20 protein-coding genes are annotated in these 18,925 nt (G+C 55.7%); 11 read left to right on the forward strand and 9 right to left on the reverse strand.

The genetic code is table 11. The features are described 5' to 3' along the window. Position 1 precedes the first annotated feature (1 nt). The 4 genes from Q0802_RS18270 (at position 2) to Q0802_RS18285 (ending at position 2,455) form a co-directional block, all read left to right on the forward strand. Positions 2–1,081 (forward strand): 2-oxoglutarate and iron-dependent oxygenase domain-containing protein, encoded by a 1,080-nt coding sequence (locus Q0802_RS18270; protein WP_298921162.1) that lies wholly within the window; start codon positions 2–4, stop codon positions 1,079–1,081. A 21-nt stretch (positions 1,082–1,102) separates the two neighbouring features. Next, positions 1,103–1,738 (forward strand): LysE family translocator, encoded by a 636-nt coding sequence (locus Q0802_RS18275; protein ID WP_298921164.1) that lies wholly within the window; start codon positions 1,103–1,105, stop codon positions 1,736–1,738. Between the two features lie 307 nt (positions 1,739–2,045). Next, a complete protein-coding gene (gene merF, locus Q0802_RS18280; RefSeq protein ID WP_298920943.1) occupies positions 2,046–2,255 on the forward strand; it encodes a mercury resistance system transport protein MerF in 210 nt (69 codons plus the stop codon). Beyond that, the gene (locus Q0802_RS18285; RefSeq protein WP_298920945.1) at positions 2,231–2,455 is read left to right on the forward strand and encodes a GDCCVxC domain-containing (seleno)protein; all 225 of its coding nucleotides are present in this window, start codon (positions 2,231–2,233) and stop codon (positions 2,453–2,455) included. The genes merF and Q0802_RS18285 overlap by 25 nt, the downstream gene beginning before the upstream one ends. 288 nt (positions 2,456–2,743) lie before the next feature. Here the strand turns inward: Q0802_RS18285 and Q0802_RS18290 are convergent, their stop codons facing one another. The 8 genes from Q0802_RS18290 to Q0802_RS18325 form a co-directional block, all read right to left on the reverse strand. Beyond that, positions 2,744–3,538, reverse strand: a complete 795-nt coding sequence (locus tag Q0802_RS18290; RefSeq protein WP_298920947.1) for a hypothetical protein — start codon at positions 3,536–3,538, stop codon at positions 2,744–2,746. Positions 3,539–3,752: 214 nt separating this feature from the next. Beyond that, positions 3,753–5,291: a cytochrome c peroxidase gene (locus Q0802_RS18295; RefSeq protein ID WP_298920948.1), complete on the reverse strand. Its 1,539-nt coding sequence runs from the start codon at positions 5,289–5,291 to the stop codon at positions 3,753–3,755. A 410-nt stretch (positions 5,292–5,701) separates the two neighbouring features. After that, positions 5,702–6,205, reverse strand: coding sequence for a DUF5946 family protein (locus Q0802_RS18300; RefSeq protein WP_298920950.1), 504 nt, complete (start codon positions 6,203–6,205; stop codon positions 5,702–5,704). An 84-nt stretch (positions 6,206–6,289) separates the two neighbouring features. Next, positions 6,290–6,811: a GNAT family N-acetyltransferase gene (locus Q0802_RS18305; RefSeq protein WP_298920952.1), complete on the reverse strand. Its 522-nt coding sequence runs from the start codon at positions 6,809–6,811 to the stop codon at positions 6,290–6,292. Further along, positions 6,808–7,200, reverse strand: a complete 393-nt coding sequence (locus Q0802_RS18310; protein ID WP_298920954.1) for a hypothetical protein — start codon at positions 7,198–7,200, stop codon at positions 6,808–6,810. Before Q0802_RS18310 ends, Q0802_RS18305 begins: the two co-directional genes overlap by 4 nt. Before the next feature lie 22 nt (positions 7,201–7,222). After that, entirely contained in the window at positions 7,223–7,846 is a 624-nt protein-coding gene (locus Q0802_RS18315) for a GNAT family N-acetyltransferase (protein ID WP_298920956.1), read from the reverse strand. 98 nt (positions 7,847–7,944) lie between these two features. After that, on the reverse strand, positions 7,945–8,901 hold the full coding sequence (locus tag Q0802_RS18320; RefSeq protein WP_298920960.1) for a homocysteine S-methyltransferase family protein: 957 nt from the start codon (positions 8,899–8,901) through the stop codon (positions 7,945–7,947). A 112-nt stretch (positions 8,902–9,013) separates the two neighbouring features. Then, positions 9,014–9,982 carry an AraC family transcriptional regulator gene (locus Q0802_RS18325; protein WP_298920962.1) on the reverse strand — a complete coding sequence of 323 codons (969 nt, stop codon included), beginning with the start codon at positions 9,980–9,982 and terminating at the stop codon, positions 9,014–9,016. A gap of 309 nt (positions 9,983–10,291) precedes the next feature. Here Q0802_RS18325 and Q0802_RS18330 point away from each other — a divergent pair, with 309 nt between their 5' ends. Then, positions 10,292–11,173 carry a LysR substrate-binding domain-containing protein gene (locus tag Q0802_RS18330; protein ID WP_298920964.1) on the forward strand — a complete coding sequence of 294 codons (882 nt, stop codon included), beginning with the start codon at positions 10,292–10,294 and terminating at the stop codon, positions 11,171–11,173. A gap of 698 nt (positions 11,174–11,871) precedes the next feature. Here the strand turns inward: Q0802_RS18330 and Q0802_RS18335 are convergent. Continuing rightward, complete coding sequence (locus tag Q0802_RS18335; protein WP_298920965.1) at positions 11,872–13,290, reverse strand: MFS transporter; 1,419 nt, start codon at positions 13,288–13,290, stop codon at positions 11,872–11,874. Here Q0802_RS18335 and Q0802_RS18340 point away from each other — a divergent pair. The 6 genes from Q0802_RS18340 (at position 13,218) to Q0802_RS18365 (ending at position 18,777) form a co-directional block, all read left to right on the forward strand. Next, the gene (locus tag Q0802_RS18340) at positions 13,218–13,769 is read left to right on the forward strand and encodes a helix-turn-helix domain-containing protein (protein WP_366523338.1); all 552 of its coding nucleotides are present in this window, start codon (positions 13,218–13,220) and stop codon (positions 13,767–13,769) included. The genes Q0802_RS18335 and Q0802_RS18340 overlap by 73 nt on opposite strands. Continuing rightward, positions 13,682–14,314 carry a hypothetical protein gene (locus Q0802_RS18345; RefSeq protein WP_298921177.1) on the forward strand — a complete coding sequence of 211 codons (633 nt, stop codon included), beginning with the start codon at positions 13,682–13,684 and terminating at the stop codon, positions 14,312–14,314. Before Q0802_RS18340 ends, Q0802_RS18345 begins: the two co-directional genes overlap by 88 nt. A 163-nt stretch (positions 14,315–14,477) precedes the next feature. Next, complete coding sequence (locus tag Q0802_RS18350) at positions 14,478–15,461, forward strand: hypothetical protein (RefSeq protein WP_298920968.1); 984 nt, start codon at positions 14,478–14,480, stop codon at positions 15,459–15,461. 634 nt (positions 15,462–16,095) lie between these two features. Next, a complete protein-coding gene (locus Q0802_RS18355; RefSeq protein WP_298920970.1) occupies positions 16,096–17,871 on the forward strand; it encodes a CHASE domain-containing protein in 1,776 nt (591 codons plus the stop codon). Between the two features lie 10 nt (positions 17,872–17,881). Continuing rightward, complete coding sequence (locus Q0802_RS18360) at positions 17,882–18,319, forward strand: response regulator (RefSeq protein ID WP_298920973.1); 438 nt, start codon at positions 17,882–17,884, stop codon at positions 18,317–18,319. Further along, positions 18,316–18,777 (forward strand): response regulator, encoded by a 462-nt coding sequence (locus Q0802_RS18365; protein WP_298920975.1) that lies wholly within the window; start codon positions 18,316–18,318, stop codon positions 18,775–18,777. Before Q0802_RS18360 ends, Q0802_RS18365 begins: the two co-directional genes overlap by 4 nt. Positions 18,778–18,925: the final 148 nt, after the last annotated feature.

Raw genomic sequence — 18,925 nt, forward strand, 5'->3', positions numbered from 1 at the left:
GATGGCTTTGGTGACTGACCCGATGGTAAATCGTGAAGAAGCACACGTCAGCGTGCCGCTAATCGATGTGCGTGGCTTGCGAGGGGGCAGCGCCTCTGAGGTCAGGAGGATCGCCGACGAAATCGGTAATTCAGCGCGCGAAATTGGCTTCTTCAGAATCACTGGCCACGGCATCGATCTCGCGCTGGTTGAGAGCACCTACCGGATGGCGGAACGGTTCTTTGACCTGCCGGATGGTGTTAAGCGTCGCTACTACATCGGCCTCAGCAGCAACCACCGTGGCTATGTGCCGTTCACGGAGAAAGGTGACTACCCCGACGAGGTGGACCGCAGCTATGAAGCCTTCGACCTTGGATTGGATCTGCCGCACGATGATCCGGACTATCTGGCAGGCAACAGGGTTCTCGGCCCCAATGTATGGCCCGATCTTGCCGGGTTCAGACAGACGGTATCAGCATACTACAGTCAGATTTCTGCGCTCGGGCGGCTGGTATGTTCGGCCCTTGAGCTCCATCTGGGACTGCCATCCGGTACGATGACCACCAACATGACAAAGCCTGTTTCCCAGCTTCGGCTGTTGCACTACGTCCGCAAAAAGGCGTTGACCGACGTCAATTCAGTCAACATGGGGGCTCATACGGATTATGAGTGCCTGACACTTCTGCACACCCGAAATCCCGGCCTTCAGGTCATGACCACTGGGGATCAATGGATTGACGTTCCGGTAGATCCGCACGTCTTCGTGGTCAACATCGGCGACATGCTGGAAGCCTGGACCAACGGGTTGCTGCGCTCGACCCCGCATCGCGTTCTGAATCTAAGTCCTGAAAGGTTCTCGATGCCATATTTCGTCGCGGCCAACCATGACACATTGATACGCCCCTTTCCCGAATTGGTGGGTAGGGACGAAATGCCCAAATACGAGCCGTTCAAGGCTGGCGCTCATCTGGAGAGCATGCTGGTACGGGACTTTCCGTACTTGAAAAACCTCTGTCTACGCGATCCTTCTACAGCCAGCGTCAGAGAAACAATTACGATCACGAACCCATTTGAAAAACGTATGAACCGGAGTTCGAGTTAAGCTATGCCATCTCTCGATGCGATGATTTCCGTTGCGCTAGCCGGATTGGCGCTAAGCGCGACACCGGGTCCTTCAATGCTTTATGTGCTGTCACGAAGTGTCGGGCACAGCCGCGCTGCCGGTCTTGCCTCGGCGCTCGGTCTTTGTCTTGGAGGCGTGCTTCTGGCGATCGCTACCGCAATGGGGTTGGCCACGATTTTCGAAAACTCAGGCTGGCTTGTAGTTGCCCTGCGCTATGTCGGATCGGCGTATCTGGTCTGGCTCGGAGTGGACATGATCCGTAACGCGCAGGCCGCTGCGCAAGCCACACTGAGTGTAGAAAACGTGCAGCACAAGCCGCTTACATCGGTCGTTTGGCAAGGCGTATTGGTCGAGTTACTCAATCCGAAAACGGTCTTATTCTTCGCGCTTTTTCTGCCACCCTTCATTAACGCTGGTGTCGGACAATCAGCCGAAAGTAGCGTACAGATGCAACTTTTGGTTTTGGGTGTGTTGGTTCCGCTGACGGCAATTCCCTCGGATTTGGTGGTGGCCTGCATGGGCGGCACGATGGCCAGAGTCATCAACAACAAAAGGGTGGTGCGCGAGCGATTGGCATGGGCGGGCGGGACAATACTGATTGGGATTGCAGCAAATTTGCATCTGCAAATTCTCTGACTCCGTTCAGGTTTAATAGCTAAAAACCTATGGGCATTCCACTTGTTACCTCTGGTATAGTCGTATGCTGCAAAGTAAAAATGTCAACGAAACAAACCGGTCTTTTTGGGGCTGTCGCACTGTTATCGGCATCTTACTGTGTGTTGCCAACCGGGCTGTCAATCATCAGCCGTGGTGGCGCATGGTACAAGTGATATGGCCCGACGCGTGCGCAAGGCGTAGGCGATCCGCTATCGTCTGGGCATCCCTCGCCATATTGGGAAGCCTCAGCACAACGGTTCATGTGGGATTTGTGGAGATCGACGCGATGAAGAACAAATTACTGGCACTTGGTCTGGGCGGCACGATCTTTGCGATCCTTTGCTGTTTCACGCCGTTGTTGCCGATTGTGCTCACTGCACTTGGTCTGACTGGCCTGCTCGGCATTCTCTACAACGATGCTGTTTTGCTGCCGATCTTGGCAGGTTTTCTTATACTGACGGGGTATGCGCTATGGCGACAGAAGAAACAAAAGTAGTCCTAGAATCGAGGCTGACCTGTCCGTCATGCGGGCATGTCGAAACGGAAACCATGCCTACCGACGCCTGTCAGTGGTTCTATGAATGCAAGTCCTGCCAGACTGTCCTTAAGCCGCTCGAAGGCGATTGCTGCGTGTACTGTTCATACGCAACGGTGCCTTGTCCCCCGATCCAGGAAGGCAAGATCTGTTGCGCATAGCGGACTTTGGATCCATATGCGGAGCCGAGGTAGCGCGGAGGACTAGATGTACTTTGAACTTTCTTGGATTTGGCGCTTCTGGTTTGTGTCGCTTGATTCCCATATCTGATCCTCCGTTTCCTAACTATAGGCGCAGACCAGTTGGGGGAGGATCACAAGGTGCCAGACAGGAAATATCCGTCAGCAGCTAAAAAACTGAATTTGTAGCATGTTCCATAACCCACGCCATATATCATCCCACCGTTTGAAAGCGATGGGGCGCTGCCTGACAGCACCGCCCCTCTGATGCTAAAGCCCGGTGCGTTTGGGCAGCGGCGCGTAGAGCTGCACGTGGCTGACCGACCCGAAATCGCCCGGAACATGACCATACGTCTTCCCGTCGCTGTGATAGGCGATTGCAAGTTCCGAGATCAGCTGCTCACCCGAAAGCTGCAGGCAGGGTGTCATTTTCCGTTGAAAGACCGCATAGCCATTGGCGTCCGCGACAAAGGTGTTTTCGGACCCATCGCGTGCGCCAAACGGAAGGTCATAGAAGCCCAGGAAGGGTTCCGTCGGAGGCCAGACCGCAAAATCATGCCACATGGTGTAGTTACCGTTCGGCACCAGGTTATTGAATACGATGTCGACCTCGCCCTCGCCGTTTTCGCAGACATAGGTTCCTGATCCCTTCGCCGAGAACCACTCACCAAGCGTGATCCCCAAGGGCTCTCCCTTTTTCCATGGGCCGGTGTTTTCGGTTTGAAGCGGTGTATGTTTGACCGGATCCGCTGACGCGTAAAGCGGGACATCCATGTCGCGTGTCGCGCCCGTGGGGCGCCAGACTTCACCGGATTCGGGGACTTTTTCATAAAAAACGTCCTGCTCGGTGAGATCTTCATCAATGTGGAAGATAAAGGTCAGAGCCATTTCTTCCCGAGCGTCAAGTTGCGGATCAGGTTCGCCGCCTTGAGCTACATCGATCGGCCCAACGGGAAAGCCGGAATCCCATTGAGTGTGTTCAGTTTCCAGATTTAACTGGTCCGCTAATGCAGTGCCCACAGTTAAGATGAGAGCACATGTCGTCGTCAAAAGCTTCTGTTTCATAGTCTTCTTCCCTTCATGAGGTCGGTTTCCAAGTGTTGTGTTGATGGGCAAAAAAAACTCTGCCTAGCTTCCGGGTTCAGCCCGATGTCCGCCAAAATGTGATCGGAAAGTGCTTGAACTTGTGGTGAAGTTACATTGAGGCAGCAGTAGTTCTTCTGGATATTCCGGTAAATTTTGCACCATCTGCGAATTAGCCTAAGGCCGATATTGCGATTCATTGCGCATCTCCTTTTCGATCTCGAGACGGCTGCGGCATCAATCCTGACGGGACGACATCCGGAATAAGGTATCCGCGATCAACGGCGCTCGGGTCGGTCAATGTGTCGAGGAATGCCAGAATCTGGTTCACCTCGGTATCGGTCAGCGCGACAGGCGTGATTTCGACTTCATCGGAAATCCGTGCCGTCAGCTCTTTTGATGTCTGTACCCATCCATCACGCAGATCGAACGCCCCTCGTCGGGCCGGGTTCAACGGTCTGAAGATAAGTTGAGAGCCTTGCCCCGTCCGCTCGATCACCTGATCCAGCGCAGGAAGATGGGTCGTGTCCAGGTCATAGGCTGCGAGCGACATTAGCGGATCAAGATGGTGCCGCACAACGTCTTCGAGCTTGTCGAAAGCGCCATCATGCCCCCACGGCCCGGTCAAAGCCACGTTGCGCAGGGACGGCGTACGGAATGCGAACATGTCCTCGGGGTCGAACGTCACCCGATAGCGGCCTTCATCCTCGAGCCGGTCCATGAACCCGGATGCACGCCAGTACCCGCTGTCCGATCCGTGGCCCTTTCCAGGACCGATCTGTGGCATTCCGATTGCGTGAAATTCATGATCGGTCAGAAGAGGGCCAGAGTGGCAAGTGACGCACCCGGCCTTGCCATAGAACAGCCGGAACCCCTCTTGTGCCGTTTCGGACATATGCGAGATGTCGCCGGTCTGAAGTGCCAAATCGAACGGGCTCTCATCGGACCGAAAAGCGACGGTCTGAAACGCGGCCAGCGCGTTGGCGGCGTGCACAAAGGATATATCCCCGGGCGCTTCAATTTCTGTAAAGGCCGATGCGAATTGCGCGGCATAGTCCTGATTGCTTGCAAGACGCTTTGCCAGAATGTCCCAGGCATCGCCAAGCCGATCTTCGGCAACCGCCGTGGCGACGGCGTTCTCGCCCTTCTGGCCAGCCATTTCCGTAGGCGACGTGACCGGAAACATGGCCTGCGCTGCCAAGAGGCTGTCCAGCCCCGGTGGCAGGTCTTCTCGCGCAGGGCTCCAGAAGCCGCTTGGGAACGTTTCGCGCGGATCCGGCTCCAGCCTGCCATCGTGGAACATCGAAACATATTCGGTCGCTCCGATATTCCACAGCGGTTGCGCATTGCGCGGCACTCGCTCGATCACGCCATCTTGCGTCCGACGCCTCTCCGGCCCGACACCTGTGCCACCTTCACCGATCCCCAGTGCAAGACCATCACCGGACCCGAGTGCTGGATGATGACATGTCCCGCAAGAGATGTTCCGATTGCCCGAGAGAATAGGATCGAAAAACAGGGTCCGACCCAATTCAACCAGCGCCTCAGGTGGAGTTCCATCGTAAATGAACTTGATCTCAGCAATTTGAGCCGCTCTTTGGTCGGACTGGGCCACCGCGACGGAACTCAGGACAAAGACGGCTGGAATGACCACAGCCCGGCCGAAACCGATCACCGCAGCAATACTCTCATGGTTGCTGTTGATGCGAGATTTTGAGTTCTCTGGCTGCGGCATTTTTGACTCCGTGTATCTTCCAGAGCCAAGTACAGGAGGGTCGCCAATCCCTGAATGATTGCCTGGCCGAAACGCATGACAGTTCGTCCGATTGCATCGCTTTCGAAATTAGCGTCAGATATTTTTGGCACTGTTTTAAGCAGGATCGGAAGATCTGAAACTCTGTATTGTCTTCGGTTCGACCTATTGCCCCATTAGTTGGTTGAGCAGCATCCGGCAGTTCGGGCTCATCGCCAGCCATTGGAGGCCCTGCGGCGTTGCTGCTGCAAAAAACTTATCTGACCAGAAAGGACGGCCAAATCAGACGTCGTGACCTTCAAAAATCTACCTAGCGGTTTGCCGAAGTATGTCGTTCATGCGCCGCCAGCGTCTTTTAAACTTCTTTGCGAAAACCACAGACAGTGCGTCGATCAGGTCAGGATCCGTCCTGTCTGGATGCCTTCAGCGCCGTCGGCAAGGCAGTCCCACGCTGATAGCGAGCATATCGCCCATGCTCTTACAGCTTTGGCATGCGCCGCCGGGTCGGTCGCCATCACGTCAGCATGGGTAACGTCAAACGATTTTGGCCTCGCAGGGATCACCGGGAACGGGCGTCGCGCCAGGATTCTCATCCGGGCAAGTATCTCTTCATCGCCGCAATGGTCTCGTAGTTTCAGGGTCAGTGCCAGGTAATGCACCCAGACAGACCGTCGCGCCCGGGCATCCGATGGATCTCCGGGGTGTTGCAAGGCATAGCTGTCGACGGTCAGTCGATGCACGCGCTGAAACAGATCGTGATCTGAATATTCGCGCGCGAGCAAATCGCCATAGGTTGCCCAGCATCCCGGCGTCGATGACATATACGCATGTGTCGGGCCGTCGGTTTGACGGAACCGACCGCCGCAGGAAAAGCATCTTTCTTGGATCGCTTTCATGACCGTTTTAGCTCCATTCACTCCTTGGCTGCGCGGTTGGTCCGGCGGCATAGCCGCGAATTTGAGCAAGTATTTAGATTTCGCTTATCGGGTCGCCTTAGCACTTTGGCGTTTCGCGGAATCCAAAATACGTTTTTCGACGGCGTAATTGTGTATTGCGATCCCGTCGATCTCGAAATTCTGACGCTGCAGACTCAGAAACCCCGCCCGTTCGAACACCGGGAGCGCGACCTCGCTGGCTTCCGCGAATATACGGGACAGGCCAAGTGCCCGAGCCTGATCCTTAAGCGTTACCAGCAGCTTGCGTGCAATCCCACGTCCCGCCATATGCGGGCTGACATAAAGATATCGAATGTGACCGTTTTGTTCGAGATCAGAGAATCCCGACACCTGCCCATACTCATTTACCGCCACAAATGCTCGCCGTCCGTCTAGGTAGGCGTCCCGGATTGCCTCCGCCGAAGGAGACCGCGCCCGCCAGACCCGCAGTTGAGCAGGTGTATAGTGACCACGGCCAAGTTGCGCCACGGCCGCAACGTAGATGTTCGCAAGCGCGTCGGCGTCAGACGTTCTGAAAAGGCGAATTTCAACCTCTCGAGTTCTCATACCGGGCGCGTGGCTGTAGATGTCTCGACGTGGTCGGGATCGCGATTTACACGCTCCGGCGTAAAGGCAGGTGTGCAGACCGCAAGATACTCGGCCGGTTCATCTGGGGTGCTGTACCTGACCCAGTCGCCGGGCTCGGCGATGATGGCCTCACCGGCGCGCAGCACCTCGACACCCCGCTCGGTTTCAGCGCGCAGCGCGCCGGAGACGACAAGCGTCACTTCGCGAAATGCGGGCCGCTGTCCCGGCTCGGACCACCCGGCGGGGCTTTCCATCCGGGCGACGGACATCCCGTCTTCGCCGCCCATGCGACCGAGGTATTCGAAGATTGATTTCTCAACCTCGCCGGCAGCGCGCAAGCGCGTAGGCGTTCTGATGATTGTTGGCATTGTTTGGTCCTTTCCATGCATGTCACAACGGTGACGTCTCTGTGATGCCCGTGCTCCGCCCGAGCAGAAGCGCGAACCCATCCTGATAGCGCAGCGACGGGTGCGGGATCACCGCCCGGCGGTCGATTTCGGCAAACCCCAGGTCAGCGTAGAGGCTCAGCGCGTAGAGGTTTCGATTGAAGCAGATCAACGATTGTCGCGCCAAACCGCGTGTCTGCGCGTGCGTGTCGGCCAGCGCCATCAGGCCGCGCGCCAGCCCTTTACGACGATATTCGGGAAACACCGCGAGCCCCGCAATATAGAGCGACCCAGGGTCCTCAAGCTCTGCGTAGGGCCGCAAGACTGGGTCGGTCTCGACAGCGGCACTTGCCGTCATTTCAAATGCGTGCAGCATCCCCGCGACCTTCCCATCGACCTCTGCCAGATGGCAGTTCTGATAGGAAAAAGCGGTGTTTTCGCGGGCATAGCGGGCACCGCCGGTTGCAACCAGATCCGCGCCCGGTTCTGCCAGGCGCGACCAGATGTAAGCGGCAAGCCCGTCCGAGGACATCAGAAAAAGCCGGGCAATCGCCTGGGTATCCTCACGCCGCGCAGGACGCAGTCGTACTGCGGGTTCGGTGCCTACACCCTGAACTGTCATGCGCATTTTGAATGCTCCTTACCTGACATATTAGACTTGCACTGATGCCGAGACCCGCCATCGGGGCCGCGGCATCATGTGGGGAGGTCAACGCCTGGGCTTCATCACGCGGCGGGTGCATGAATGCACGCTTCACCAATCGAATGGACATGCCGGTGATCGGTGCCACAACAGCCGCCGAAGACACGGAGGTTTGGCAGGACCCGCAGCAGGTTCGCATAGTCCTGCCCAAGCTCGGCCGGATTGCCATCATCCAGCACGTCGGCCTCGTCCAGTTCTGCATGGCTCATGCGCGATGCGTTGGCCCGAATGCCGCGGATACGCAGCGTCCAGTCCTCACCTTTGTCGAGGATGTCGCGGAAATGATCCGGATGGGCGCAGTTGATCATATAATAGCTGGGTCGATGGGCCGCATCGGCGTCGACCTCGCGGATCGCATCCCCAAGCGGTTGCCCTGACGGAAGATGCCCGTCGGTCTCGACGGTAAAGGACAGCGCCAGCGGAACGTCACATTTGGCGCAGGCCCTTGCGATGCCGGCCGCTTCGCCGGCATGGGTCATGGTGATAGCGCTGATCATGTCGACGCCGGCCTCGTCGAGTGCCGCAACCTGCCTGGCGTGGTAATTTTCTGATTCCGCGGCCGTCATCATCATCTCCGGTGCATATCCATCCCCTCGCGGCCCCATGTTGCCACTGATGACGAAAGGCTGATCTGCCTCGAATTCGCGCCGCAGGTCGAAAAGCATTGCAACGGCCTTGTGGTTGGCAGCAGCAAGGTCTCTCGCCGAATAGCCTAGCTGGTCGCCCCAATCCCGGCTGGCGCGCCAGGTTGCGCTGTCCAGAATGAAGCCGGTTTTCTGCGCCAGCGCGATCCGGGCATAACGTTCATAGTAGCGCCAAAGTGCGCGCTGCTCCTCGACAGAGCGGAACACATGGAACGACGCGAAAAGCGGCAGGTCGATGCCGTCGTGAAAAATCAGCGTGGTCTCCAACCCACCGTCAGTCAGAAGACGGGTGTCACCCAGTTGCGGAAGCGCGGCGCGGTATTTCTTGGTGGTCATAACAGATCCTTTTTTTTTGGTCAGGATCGTCCTATCCCTGGCATCGCAACGCGCGAATGACTGCTGATCCGAACAGCATGATCGTTCGTCCGAAGACCTTTGAAGGCCTGTCTCATTCCGGTGCCTCGGAAGCATCCGCTCGCCATTCCGCCGGCGCAACCCCGAAGCAACGTTTGAATGCCCGCGAAAAGGCTTCCGGCGCATCATAACCCACGCGGTAGGCAATTTCCGACATGGGCAGGGGTGTATCCCGTAACAGGCTGCGCGCGGTCTGCATGCGTTGCGTCAGGACATATCCTCCCGGCGCGACACCCATGATCTCGGTGAAACGGTCCACGAAGGTACTGCGTGACATGCCCGTCTCGCGCGCCAAGGCCTCGATACCATGCGGGTTGGCAAGGTTACGGTGAACGCGTGCCAGAACAGTGGCAATCTGCGGATCGGCCATTCCGGCCAGCCACCCGGATGGACGGTCCGCTGTTTCAAGATAGGCCCGCAGTGCCTCGACCAGCAACAGCTCCGACAATTGCGCCATCACGGTGTTGGAGGACACGCGACCGGCGGTCAGTTCACGGGCGGCCATCGCAATCGACGCCTCGAGCCAGCGGCGCGTGGCCACGTCTTCGATGCGAATGACAAGCGTCTCGGGAAGGGTCTCCAACAACGGGCTGGGACCGGAACTGCTGGCAATGAACCCGCACAGAATCCGGGTTCTGGCACCGCCACCGCCGAAACGGATGGAGGCAAGCCCATCCTCGGCCGCCGGCAGGACAAGATCATCGCCAAGTGCAGGAGACAGACCCGGGTCGCTTGAAAGAACATGCCACGCGTTCGATGGAAGAAACACGACATCCCCAAACTGGGCCATCTGCTCGGTCCGGTCATCAAGCGCAACCATCATCTGCCCTTCAGTGACGACATGATAAGCAATTACCTGTTTCGGGACCGGCAGGAACGGCTGACAATCCTCTTCCGAGACTTTGGACGCTATCGCCCAGGGCGCTGAAAATTCCGCATCCAGAAACACGCCGCCTGTCAGATCCAGCGCTCGCACGATATCGGACAGGGGGTCATTGGGCATCTTGGTGCCTCGTTCCTTTCAGATGTATTTGACCAATGCCCAATGGCCGTTCCACCGCGGCTCCCGCGCGTGCGGTGTCCCGGGCATTTGGGCTGGCTCTGGCTGTATAGCATTCGTTGGCATGTATCCGGACCTGTCCAGACGGTCATCTTGGTCAACGATCCGCACTCTGGTTCTCACTTTATCAGGGCTCATAATTCGGTTCATTTTGCCAATCCGTTGCTGTCAGTCTTGACTTAAAGGGGGGATTAATGAATTTGAAATTCAAATCTCAAAGTGTCAGTATTGGTTTTTCAAATGTCCTTCACGATGAAACAGCTGCGATACTTCCTGGCGGTAGCCGAAGCGGGTCAGATTTCAGCCGCCGCCAATAACGTCAACGTGTCGCAATCGGCAATGACACTTGCCATTCAGGATCTGGAGGCGGGTCTTGGTGTTCAGTTGTTCGACCGCAAATCCACCGGACTCGAGTTGACCCGCGAAGGCATCGCCTTTTTGAACCACGCCGCCACGATCCAGGAGCAGGTTGCCCGCGCAACGCAAAGCGTGCACCGGCTCGATGATCCACTGACCGGCACGCTACGCGTTGGCGTGACCGAAACGCTCGCCAGCTATTTTCTGTTTCCGAAACTGGCGCGTTTCAGGCGTGAGCACCCGGACTTAATTGTTGAACTGAGGGAGGCCACCCGCGCCCAGTTGGAGGCCATGCTGCTTGCCGGCACAATCGATGTTGCATTGCTCCTGACGTCAAATATTGAAGAAAAAAGAAAACTGACCTTCAGGACCTTTCACAGATCCCGGCGACGGCTTTGGGCTGCTGCCGGTCACCCGATCATGGAACGATCATCTGTCTCCCTCACCGATTTGTCGTCCTATCCATTCGTCCTGCTGAAATCAGACGAGGCCGAGCGCCAGGCGCGTTCTTTCTGGTCCACGTCGCGAATTGAACCGCAGGTCATCTTTGAGACGGCCTCGATCGAAGCCGTGCGAACGATGGTAGCGCATGGTCTTGCCATCACCGTGCTCAGCGATGTCGTGTTTCGTAGCTGGACGATAGATGGGCTGAGAGTCCTGAAGCGGGATCTGAACGATGACCTTCCAACAATGGATGTCGGCATGGCCTGGCGAAAATCCAGATCTCCAACGCCTATCATGAATGCGTTCATCGAGGAATTTGAACCTGTGAACTAAACCAATTGACGCAAGGTCTTAGTTTCGAGTCTTATTGCTCACCTAGCCACGAAGTAAGACTGGCTTTCTGGTATTTAATGCTGTGGCCTTTACCTCGATCAAGATCGCGACCAGCTCCGAACGATCCCGCGATGAACTTGTGCGGTCATTGACGTTCGTGGATTACATGCGCCGGTCATTGGCTAAGTTAAGGACGCTGAATTCCTGAAACGGACATTGGCGCATCCGCAGCGAAGGGGCGATTTAGTCCGCACTGCAGCCGTTCAATTGTCCCGACCGAAGGACTTGTGTGCGGACTTTCCAGCCGTTCGTTTTTCGCGCTTAGCTGACGCAGCATTTGCTCGCGGTCGCGGCACACGTGTTGTTGCGGTGCAGCGTATGTCGCCATTCCAGCCACTCAAAAGCGTTGTTCTAGCCTGACCCAAAACCGTGCTTTCGCTGCAGGCCACCCAGACAATCTAGACGCGCGCACACCCGCCTTTTGCTTGTGCAGCCAGTGCCTATACAGAAAGTCTTCGCCTTTGCAGCACAAAATTTCGGCGGAGCGCCAGTTTTCGCGACGCCCGTTATTCATTGGCATCAAACCCGGACTTGAATTTGTGCACCTTCGCTGATCATGCATCCCAGATTGCGGAGGCGGGCGTTGCGGCATCGTGCGCCTAATTTGCACCAACTTATTTGTCCTAAGCGCAACCGGATTATCCTAGTGTCTCGGTCACTTGGCGTGGGGCACTCGAAAAGCCATAGATCGCCAACCCAAGTGTCATCAACGCCAGCGCAGATGCAGCACTGAATGTTATCGAAAAGGCATTGGCAACTTCCTCTGCCGATGCTTGATCAGCCTCGCCAGTCCCGAGAACAATGACAAACAATGAAGACATGGCTGATGCTCCGGTCATCAAGCCAATATTTCGCGAGAGACCGAGCAGACCAGAGAGACGGCCACTCTCATCCTTGGTGGCCCCGGCCAGCACTGCTGTGTTGTTAGCAGCTAGAAACATCTGAAATGCCGGTGTCAAAACAAAGAGTGCAGCAACATATCCGGCGACGCCAAAATATCGGGGCAAGAAAGCTAGGCACAGCAGGCCAAGCAGGGTCTGCATCACTCCCATGATCATCACACGCTGCGCGCCAAAGCGGTCAGTCAACCACCCTGCCGGGACACCAGAGAGCGCAGCAACCGCTGGCCCGACTGCCATTACCAGACCAATAAGGGCATCATTGAGACCCAGAGAGAAAGCTAGAAAGAAGGGCCCAACGACCAGCGTGGCCATCATCGCGGTAGCAATCAAGACATTCATTGCGAACCCTGCGCCGGTCCTGCGGTCACGCAACAGAGCCATAGGCACCAGAGGAGAAGCCATCCGTGTTTCGATAAAGCCAAATAGAATGAAAGTGATTAATGCAATACCAAACAGCACCTCTGAAGAAACGGGAATTCCTGAAACCCCTCCACTGGTTGCAGCCCCATAGGTCACGAGTGCGACGGCCAACACCAATGTTCCCGGTAAATCCATCTTTCTCCAAGATGTCCCCTGGGGGCGGGCGGTTTGCGGAACAAGCGTAACAGTCAGAATGAACGCGGCGGCGGCGATGCCTGCAAGAAGCCAGAAGGCCATCCGCCAGTCCCCCCAGGCTAGCAATGCACCACCCAGAGACGGACCCAATGCCGTACCTGTCGCGGACGTTGTCCCTAGCAAACCCATAGCAGCACCAAGCCGACTCGTACCCATAAGGTCGCGGGCAAGTGATATGGGAAGCGCGATCATGATCGCTCCACCAAAACCCTGCGCCACTCTGGAGGCGATCAATACCCCAAAGCTAGGAGCCATAGCACTCGCAATCGATGCGGTGCTGAAAATGACAAGCCCCCAGATCAGAACGCGACGGTGACCAAAAAGGTCGCCAAGACGACCTGCAGAAACAATGGTGATGGTGACCGACATAAGGTACCCCAGCACGACCCACTGAACATTCGATACCGTTGCCGAGAAGCTGTGCGCCAATGTTGGAAGCAACACCGATGCAACGCTGATACCCAATGATGCAGTCAGTGTTGCGGCAGAGAGGGCGAGCAGAACGGGTAAAGAGGTTTGGACCTTCGCAGAGTTTGCCATGGAGATTCTTCTTGTCGTTCGTTGAGCGTAGCTTCAGTCTGCCACTTCAAGTCAACTTGAGGTCAACTGTGAAATTTCTTGATATTGGCGAATTGTCCAAACAAACTGGCGTCCCGCCTTCTACGCTGCGTTATTACGAGGAAATCGGGTTGATCCGATCTATCGGACGGCATGGGTTGCGGCGTCAGTTTGATACTTCGGTGCTGACGCAACTTGCGCTTATCTCAATGGGGAAACTGGCAGGATTTTCGCTGCGCGAAATCAAGGACATGTTTGCCAAAGATGGTTCTCCGCAGGTACCGCGCCCTGAATTGCATCGATGCGCCGATGCGCTTGACGATCAAATACATGGCCTAAAAAGGTTGCGCGACGCGCTCAGACATGTTGCAGAGTGTCCGGCAACGTCTCATATGAATTGCTCAAAATTTCAGCGTCTTATGCAATTTTCATTGCGCGCCGCAGCCGCTCAAAACCGATGAACGATAGTCTCGTGACAAAACTAAAAACTCTCTCCATGAATGGCTTACATTCGGCTTTGGGGGCATGGCTCGACGCCCGCTGTGGTTTTTCACGGAGGTCCCGGATCGGGCCTGAACCCAAATCACACGGCTTATTTCAATGCGGATCGCCATCGGGTTATCTTGTTCGACTAAAGGGGCACGGGGTTATCGGGGAGGCTGGATCGATCATTGCGAACACGACGCAACAGACCTTGCATGATGCCGAGGCCATCCGCATTACGCTTGGACAAGCCGATATTGGGCGCACGCGCGTTTATCTGTGGTACTGGCTCAAAGGTTTTTTTCTGCCTCCAGATGGTTCGGCGAACCCTAACATCATCGCTCGCCTCCCCAACCGGCTGATACACGGAGCGGACGATCTAATCTGCCTTATTGGGGCAACACGGCAGTTCGCGATGCAAGGCGGCCTCCAATTTTATGAAGTTCCCGAAACGGGCCACGACCGACTTGCGCCTGAAATGGTCGCAGCGGTTCGACAAGCAATTGAAGGTTTCGAACGTTGAGAGGTCTTCTGCCCTTCCGAATGGCACCCTACTGCCTTTGAAAAAGGCAATAACCGTTGCCGAGCAAAGGATCACTTTTCATTCGTTGCTGCGGTTCTTATATGGGCCTTGGAACTGGCCACGTAGGTGTGTTCTTCGCTTCACAAAGCCAACGAGAGAACCGATGAAATCTGCATTTTTTTTACTATGCCTGACATTATTCGCGTCTCCATTGTATGCGGATCAGACGCTGGGCGTCGCAACCATAGACGTTGCGGGGGAAAATGTTGAACGTCCTTTGCGCTTGTCCCTTTGGTATCCTGGTTTGGGTGGAAAAGTAGAGGAAATGGGCGGTAACGCGGTATTTACCGGGGAAACGGCCGTTCCCGATGCCGCTGTTGTCGCGCGGAGGTTCCCTTTGGTCTTGGTATCCCATGGTGGGTTGCGATCTGCCCGGGACTCAGGTGCGTGGCTCAGCGCAGCCTTGGCCCGTTCCGGCTACATCGTTGTAGAGGTCAATGGTCCGCGTCCAGCCACTGCGGCTGAAGCCGTAGATGAAATCTGGCGTCGACCCAGTGATACCAGCCGAGCCTTGGATACCGTCTTGAATCATCCCATCTGGTCACAACACATCGAGGAAAGTCGAATTTCAGTTGTAGGATTTGCTTTGGGGGGAACAGCAGCGTTGAAATTATCCGGTAGCCAACTGGACACGCAGGCATTCATGCAATCTTGTGGAACATTTGGCGGCAGCCCTGATTGTGGGTGGCTTGAGGCACATAATGTGTCATTGGGCTCGGTTGACCTGGATGCGCTCACCACGGCGCGAAAAGACGCGCGTGTCAGCTCAGTCGTCGCCATTGCACCTGAATACACGCACGCCTTCTCGGATAAATCGTCACACGCGGGCATATCGGCCCTGATTGTTTTGTTAGGGAGCGACAAGCCCTTGTCTAGCCCTGTCGACGCAACGACCCAGGTTATCGAGATCCCAAATGCAGACGTATCGGATGGCTTGCCGGTTTGCACCTCGGCAGGCCCGGAAATTCTATCGGAAGACGGTGGTGATCCTTCAATATGCGGACCGTCTGCCGAGACGCGAAGTGCCGCGCACTCAGCTATCGCAAACAGTGTTTTGACATTTTTGGAAAACCCTGACGGTAGCTAAGGTCGGGATTCCCGACCCTAGCAAACATCAATCCCATTACTTTCTGCGATCTGCATCAATGACTGGTTTTGACGCTGCGTGATGGCGCGGAACCTATTGCTCACTGAGCATTTCTTTCGCTGCGAGCGATCACAGCAAGGCACTGAGACTTCTCCATTTGGCGCGGAACCGTCATCTGACAATTTCGATCAGATGACCTCAGCTCAGCCCGGAGGAGACATTCAATCCAAGGACTGCTCTAACGTGTGGGCGGACTTTTCGGACTTGTGCAGACGCAGCTATTGCTCACGCAGAAAAACCTCGCATCTGCCGCATGTTTTTGCTGCAATGCAGCTCAAGTCGCCGAAGCGGTCATTGAACCCCGCCACAATACACCTAATCTAGACCACCCTTTCGCAGCAGCCGGTTTCGACAATCGAGATGCGAGCTAAGCATGAGAAATCGGGCAGGCCTGAGGGCTGGTTCAGGTCTGGCACAATCAAGAATCTTCCCGTAAGGGCATCGAGCCGCTCTGAGCCCTTACACCGCGAATGCGTCTCAGGATGCTCCAACGCCCACTCTCCAAGGAATTTATCAGAAATTAGATTTTTTCGATCATTTAGGTCTGATGGAGAAAACACCGTGCAAGCAATTGATGACACCACCGCTGGCCAACAGCCGAATCTCGATTCTGCACGTTCTCGTCGTGGCATTGTCGATGGCCCTTACGTTCAGTGCCTGGCACTTTTCAAAAAAGCAGGCTGAAAGCCGGATTGAGCAGAGATTTGAGGCCTCCCGGGACAATATCGTTGGCCTGCTTCGAGACAGGATGCTGAAGTACGAAGATGCTCTCTGGGCCGGTGTCGCCGCCATGGAGTCTCACGATGGCGACATGACACGCGCGCAGTGGCGGACCTTCGCAACACATCTGCGTATCGATGAGAAGTATCCTGGAATCAACGGCATTGGTGTGATTCATTTTCTTTCAGATCAATCGCTCAACACATACCTCGACCAGCGTCGCTCCGAGCAACCGGGTTTCAATATATTCCCGTCGCACGACTATCCCACATACATGCCAATTTCGTTTATTGAGCCAGAGGAGATCAACGCGGCTGCGGTGGGTCTGGATGTGGCCCATGAACTGAACAGACGAACAGCAGCCCTCGCGAGCCGCGACTCGGGTGATGCCCAGATCACCGGACCTATTGTGCTTGTGCAGGATGCCGGTGCCACGCCAGGCTTCCTGTTCTACGCGCCCTTCTACAATGGCGGCGCGCCGCCCGAACTTGGTGACCGACAGACCAGGATCGATGGCGTCGTCTACGCGCCATTTGTGGTCCGCAAACTGCTGGACGGGCTACTGGCAAAGAACTTGCGCCATATCAGCATCAGCATCAGCGACGCAGACCAGACAATCTATGATGAACACTTGTCCACCGAAGAGCTTCACGATCCGGCACCGATGTTTTCTGAAGAGATGCAACTCAACTTTTACGGACGCTCCTGGACCCTGGACATCCGGTCAAACCTCGCTTTTCGAGAGAACAACAGCTATGTGCAGCCAACCGTAATCCTGGTCGGTGGGATTGTCATCGAAGCCCTTATTCTCTCGCTTCTGATCATGATGGCACGCGCAAACCGCAATGCCGTCGCCTACGCTGACAAGGTGACGGAGGACTTGCGGATTGAGCAGCAGAAATTGATCAGAAGCAACGAAGAGCTGGAGCGGTACGCATATGCCGCATCTCATGATCTGAAGACGCCCATACGCGGCATCGGTGGACTTACGGAGATGCTGAAAGAGGATCTGGAAGACTACCTTTCTTCACCGGATGCAAACCCCGAAATCGCAATGAGCCTGGACCTGATCCTGGACCGGGTGCAGCGGATGAATGATCTGACAAACGGCATCATTGAATTTTCGCGCGTCGGCGCGCAATCGGAGGATGGCAGCCCCCTCGACCTGAGCGAGTTGATAACGTCTTTGAGGTCCGATTTCGGACTGTCACCACATCAGATTGAGCTCAACAGTTCCGTGAGACGGGTCAGCGTCGATCCAATAGGGCTGCGGCGGGTATTTGAGAATCTTGTTGGAAATGCCGTGAAGTACCACGATGCTGTGGACAATCTCAGGATTTCGATCACGTGCGAGAAGACATTGGATGGGCTGGCGTTTTCGGTAGCCGACAACGGTCCGGGCATTGATCAAAAGTACCAAGAACGCATTTTCGAGATGTTTCAGACCCTTCGAACGGGAGACGTCCCCGAGAGTACCGGCATCGGGCTGGCCGTCGTCAAAAAGGCCGTTGAGGTACACGGCGGTGAGGTGACGCTAATCTCGAATACCGGTGAAGGGGCGAAGTTCTCTTTCCAATGGCCACAGGGCTCGAAACCCGATGTGGCCCAGGGTGATTGGATGGCGGCGTGAGGGGCAAACAATGAACATACTTTTGGTCGAAGACAACGACGTGGATGTGTTGTTGTTCCAACGCGCCCTGCGCAATGCCGGAACCAACAGCTCGGTCGTTCGCGCAAAGGATGGTGTAGAAGCACTGGAAATCCTGAACGAGCAAAGCGCAGACGGGCGGGTTCAGGATCCATACGTGATCCTACTTGATATCAACATGCCACGCATGAACGGCCATGAGTTCCTGAAGGAACTGCGGGCAAGTGCGCATCTGGCTTCGTCGAGGGTTGTCGTTGTGACAACATCTGATGACCCGACAGACATCGAGCTGGCGTACGGCAACTATGCGAGTGGCTATGTTGTCAAGCCCGGAGGCTCCGCTGAAATGACGGAGATCATCAAGTCTTTGCAGCACTATTGGGACATCTGTGAACATCCTGTCCGACAGGTCGTTTTGCAAGCTCTATGAGCGCGCTACAACAACCTAAGACAAGAAGAAGGGGTCGTGCTGTTGATCAAGATCTTTTGAAATCCTTTGGCCGTGTGATGCTTATCGAGGACGACCTTGTTGACCGCATCACATGCCAGCGTCTGCTCAGAAGGCTGGATCTGGCTGATGAACTGCTGTGCTTTGCAGATGCTGAAGCAGCACTTCTGGGCATGGAGACGAACGAGGGTTTTGAGGCAGACGTCATTTTCCTAGATGTCAACATGCCGCGCATGAACGGGCTGGAGTTTCTTCAAGAGATATATAAATCCGAGAAGGTTCAGTTTTCCGGTGTAGTGGCGGTCATGGTATCAACCGATTTGACCGCTGAATTGCAGATGAAGTTCGAAGAGATACAGTGTGTCAGAGCATTCATCCGCAAACCAATGACAGCGGATGAACTGGCGGCGCTCGCTACTGAAATCGAAGGCAGGAAATAGCCCGATCAACCCACTTGGTCCTCGATGGACTGCATTGTTGGTTGGCGGAAGCAAAGCTCAGGCTGATCTAAGTCATGCTCATCCGGTCAGAGGATGGACGCCGCGGTAGCCATAGTCAGCAATCGGATTGTATCACCGTCCTGCGGCT

Origin of the sequence: uncultured Roseobacter sp., from assembly GCF_947495275.1 — a bacterium.
Taxonomy (GTDB): Bacteria; Pseudomonadota; Alphaproteobacteria; order Rhodobacterales; family Rhodobacteraceae; genus Roseobacter.

What these genes read in the sequence shown, in the direction of transcription:
- Q0802_RS18270 (WP_298921162.1), top strand. Translation starts at nt 2, where the DNA reads ATGGCTTTGGTGACTGACCCGATGGTAAATCGTGAAGAAGCACACGTC.
- Q0802_RS18275 (WP_298921164.1), top strand. Translation starts at nt 1,103, where the DNA reads ATGATTTCCGTTGCGCTAGCCGGATTGGCGCTAAGCGCGACACCGGGT.
- merF (WP_298920943.1), top strand. Translation starts at nt 2,046, where the DNA reads ATGAAGAACAAATTACTGGCACTTGGTCTGGGCGGCACGATCTTTGCG.
- Q0802_RS18285 (WP_298920945.1), top strand. Translation starts at nt 2,231, where the DNA reads ATGGCGACAGAAGAAACAAAAGTAGTCCTAGAATCGAGGCTGACCTGT.
- Q0802_RS18290 (WP_298920947.1), bottom strand. Translation starts at nt 3,538, where the DNA reads ATGAAACAGAAGCTTTTGACGACGACATGTGCTCTCATCTTAACTGTG.
- Q0802_RS18295 (WP_298920948.1), bottom strand. Translation starts at nt 5,291, where the DNA reads ATGCCGCAGCCAGAGAACTCAAAATCTCGCATCAACAGCAACCATGAG.
- Q0802_RS18300 (WP_298920950.1), bottom strand. Translation starts at nt 6,205, where the DNA reads ATGAAAGCGATCCAAGAAAGATGCTTTTCCTGCGGCGGTCGGTTCCGT.
- Q0802_RS18305 (WP_298920952.1), bottom strand. Translation starts at nt 6,811, where the DNA reads ATGAGAACTCGAGAGGTTGAAATTCGCCTTTTCAGAACGTCTGACGCC.
- Q0802_RS18310 (WP_298920954.1), bottom strand. Translation starts at nt 7,200, where the DNA reads ATGCCAACAATCATCAGAACGCCTACGCGCTTGCGCGCTGCCGGCGAG.
- Q0802_RS18315 (WP_298920956.1), bottom strand. Translation starts at nt 7,846, where the DNA reads ATGCGCATGACAGTTCAGGGTGTAGGCACCGAACCCGCAGTACGACTG.
- Q0802_RS18320 (WP_298920960.1), bottom strand. Translation starts at nt 8,901, where the DNA reads ATGACCACCAAGAAATACCGCGCCGCGCTTCCGCAACTGGGTGACACC.
- Q0802_RS18325 (WP_298920962.1), bottom strand. Translation starts at nt 9,982, where the DNA reads ATGCCCAATGACCCCCTGTCCGATATCGTGCGAGCGCTGGATCTGACA.
- Q0802_RS18330 (WP_298920964.1), top strand. Translation starts at nt 10,292, where the DNA reads ATGAAACAGCTGCGATACTTCCTGGCGGTAGCCGAAGCGGGTCAGATT.
- Q0802_RS18340 (WP_366523338.1), top strand. Translation starts at nt 13,218, where the DNA reads ATGCAGTCAGTGTTGCGGCAGAGAGGGCGAGCAGAACGGGTAAAGAGG.
- Q0802_RS18335 (WP_298920965.1), bottom strand. Translation starts at nt 13,290, where the DNA reads ATGGCAAACTCTGCGAAGGTCCAAACCTCTTTACCCGTTCTGCTCGCC.
- Q0802_RS18350 (WP_298920968.1), top strand. Translation starts at nt 14,478, where the DNA reads ATGAAATCTGCATTTTTTTTACTATGCCTGACATTATTCGCGTCTCCA.
- Q0802_RS18355 (WP_298920970.1), top strand. Translation starts at nt 16,096, where the DNA reads ATGACACCACCGCTGGCCAACAGCCGAATCTCGATTCTGCACGTTCTC.
- Q0802_RS18360 (WP_298920973.1), top strand. Translation starts at nt 17,882, where the DNA reads ATGAACATACTTTTGGTCGAAGACAACGACGTGGATGTGTTGTTGTTC.
- Q0802_RS18365 (WP_298920975.1), top strand. Translation starts at nt 18,316, where the DNA reads ATGAGCGCGCTACAACAACCTAAGACAAGAAGAAGGGGTCGTGCTGTT.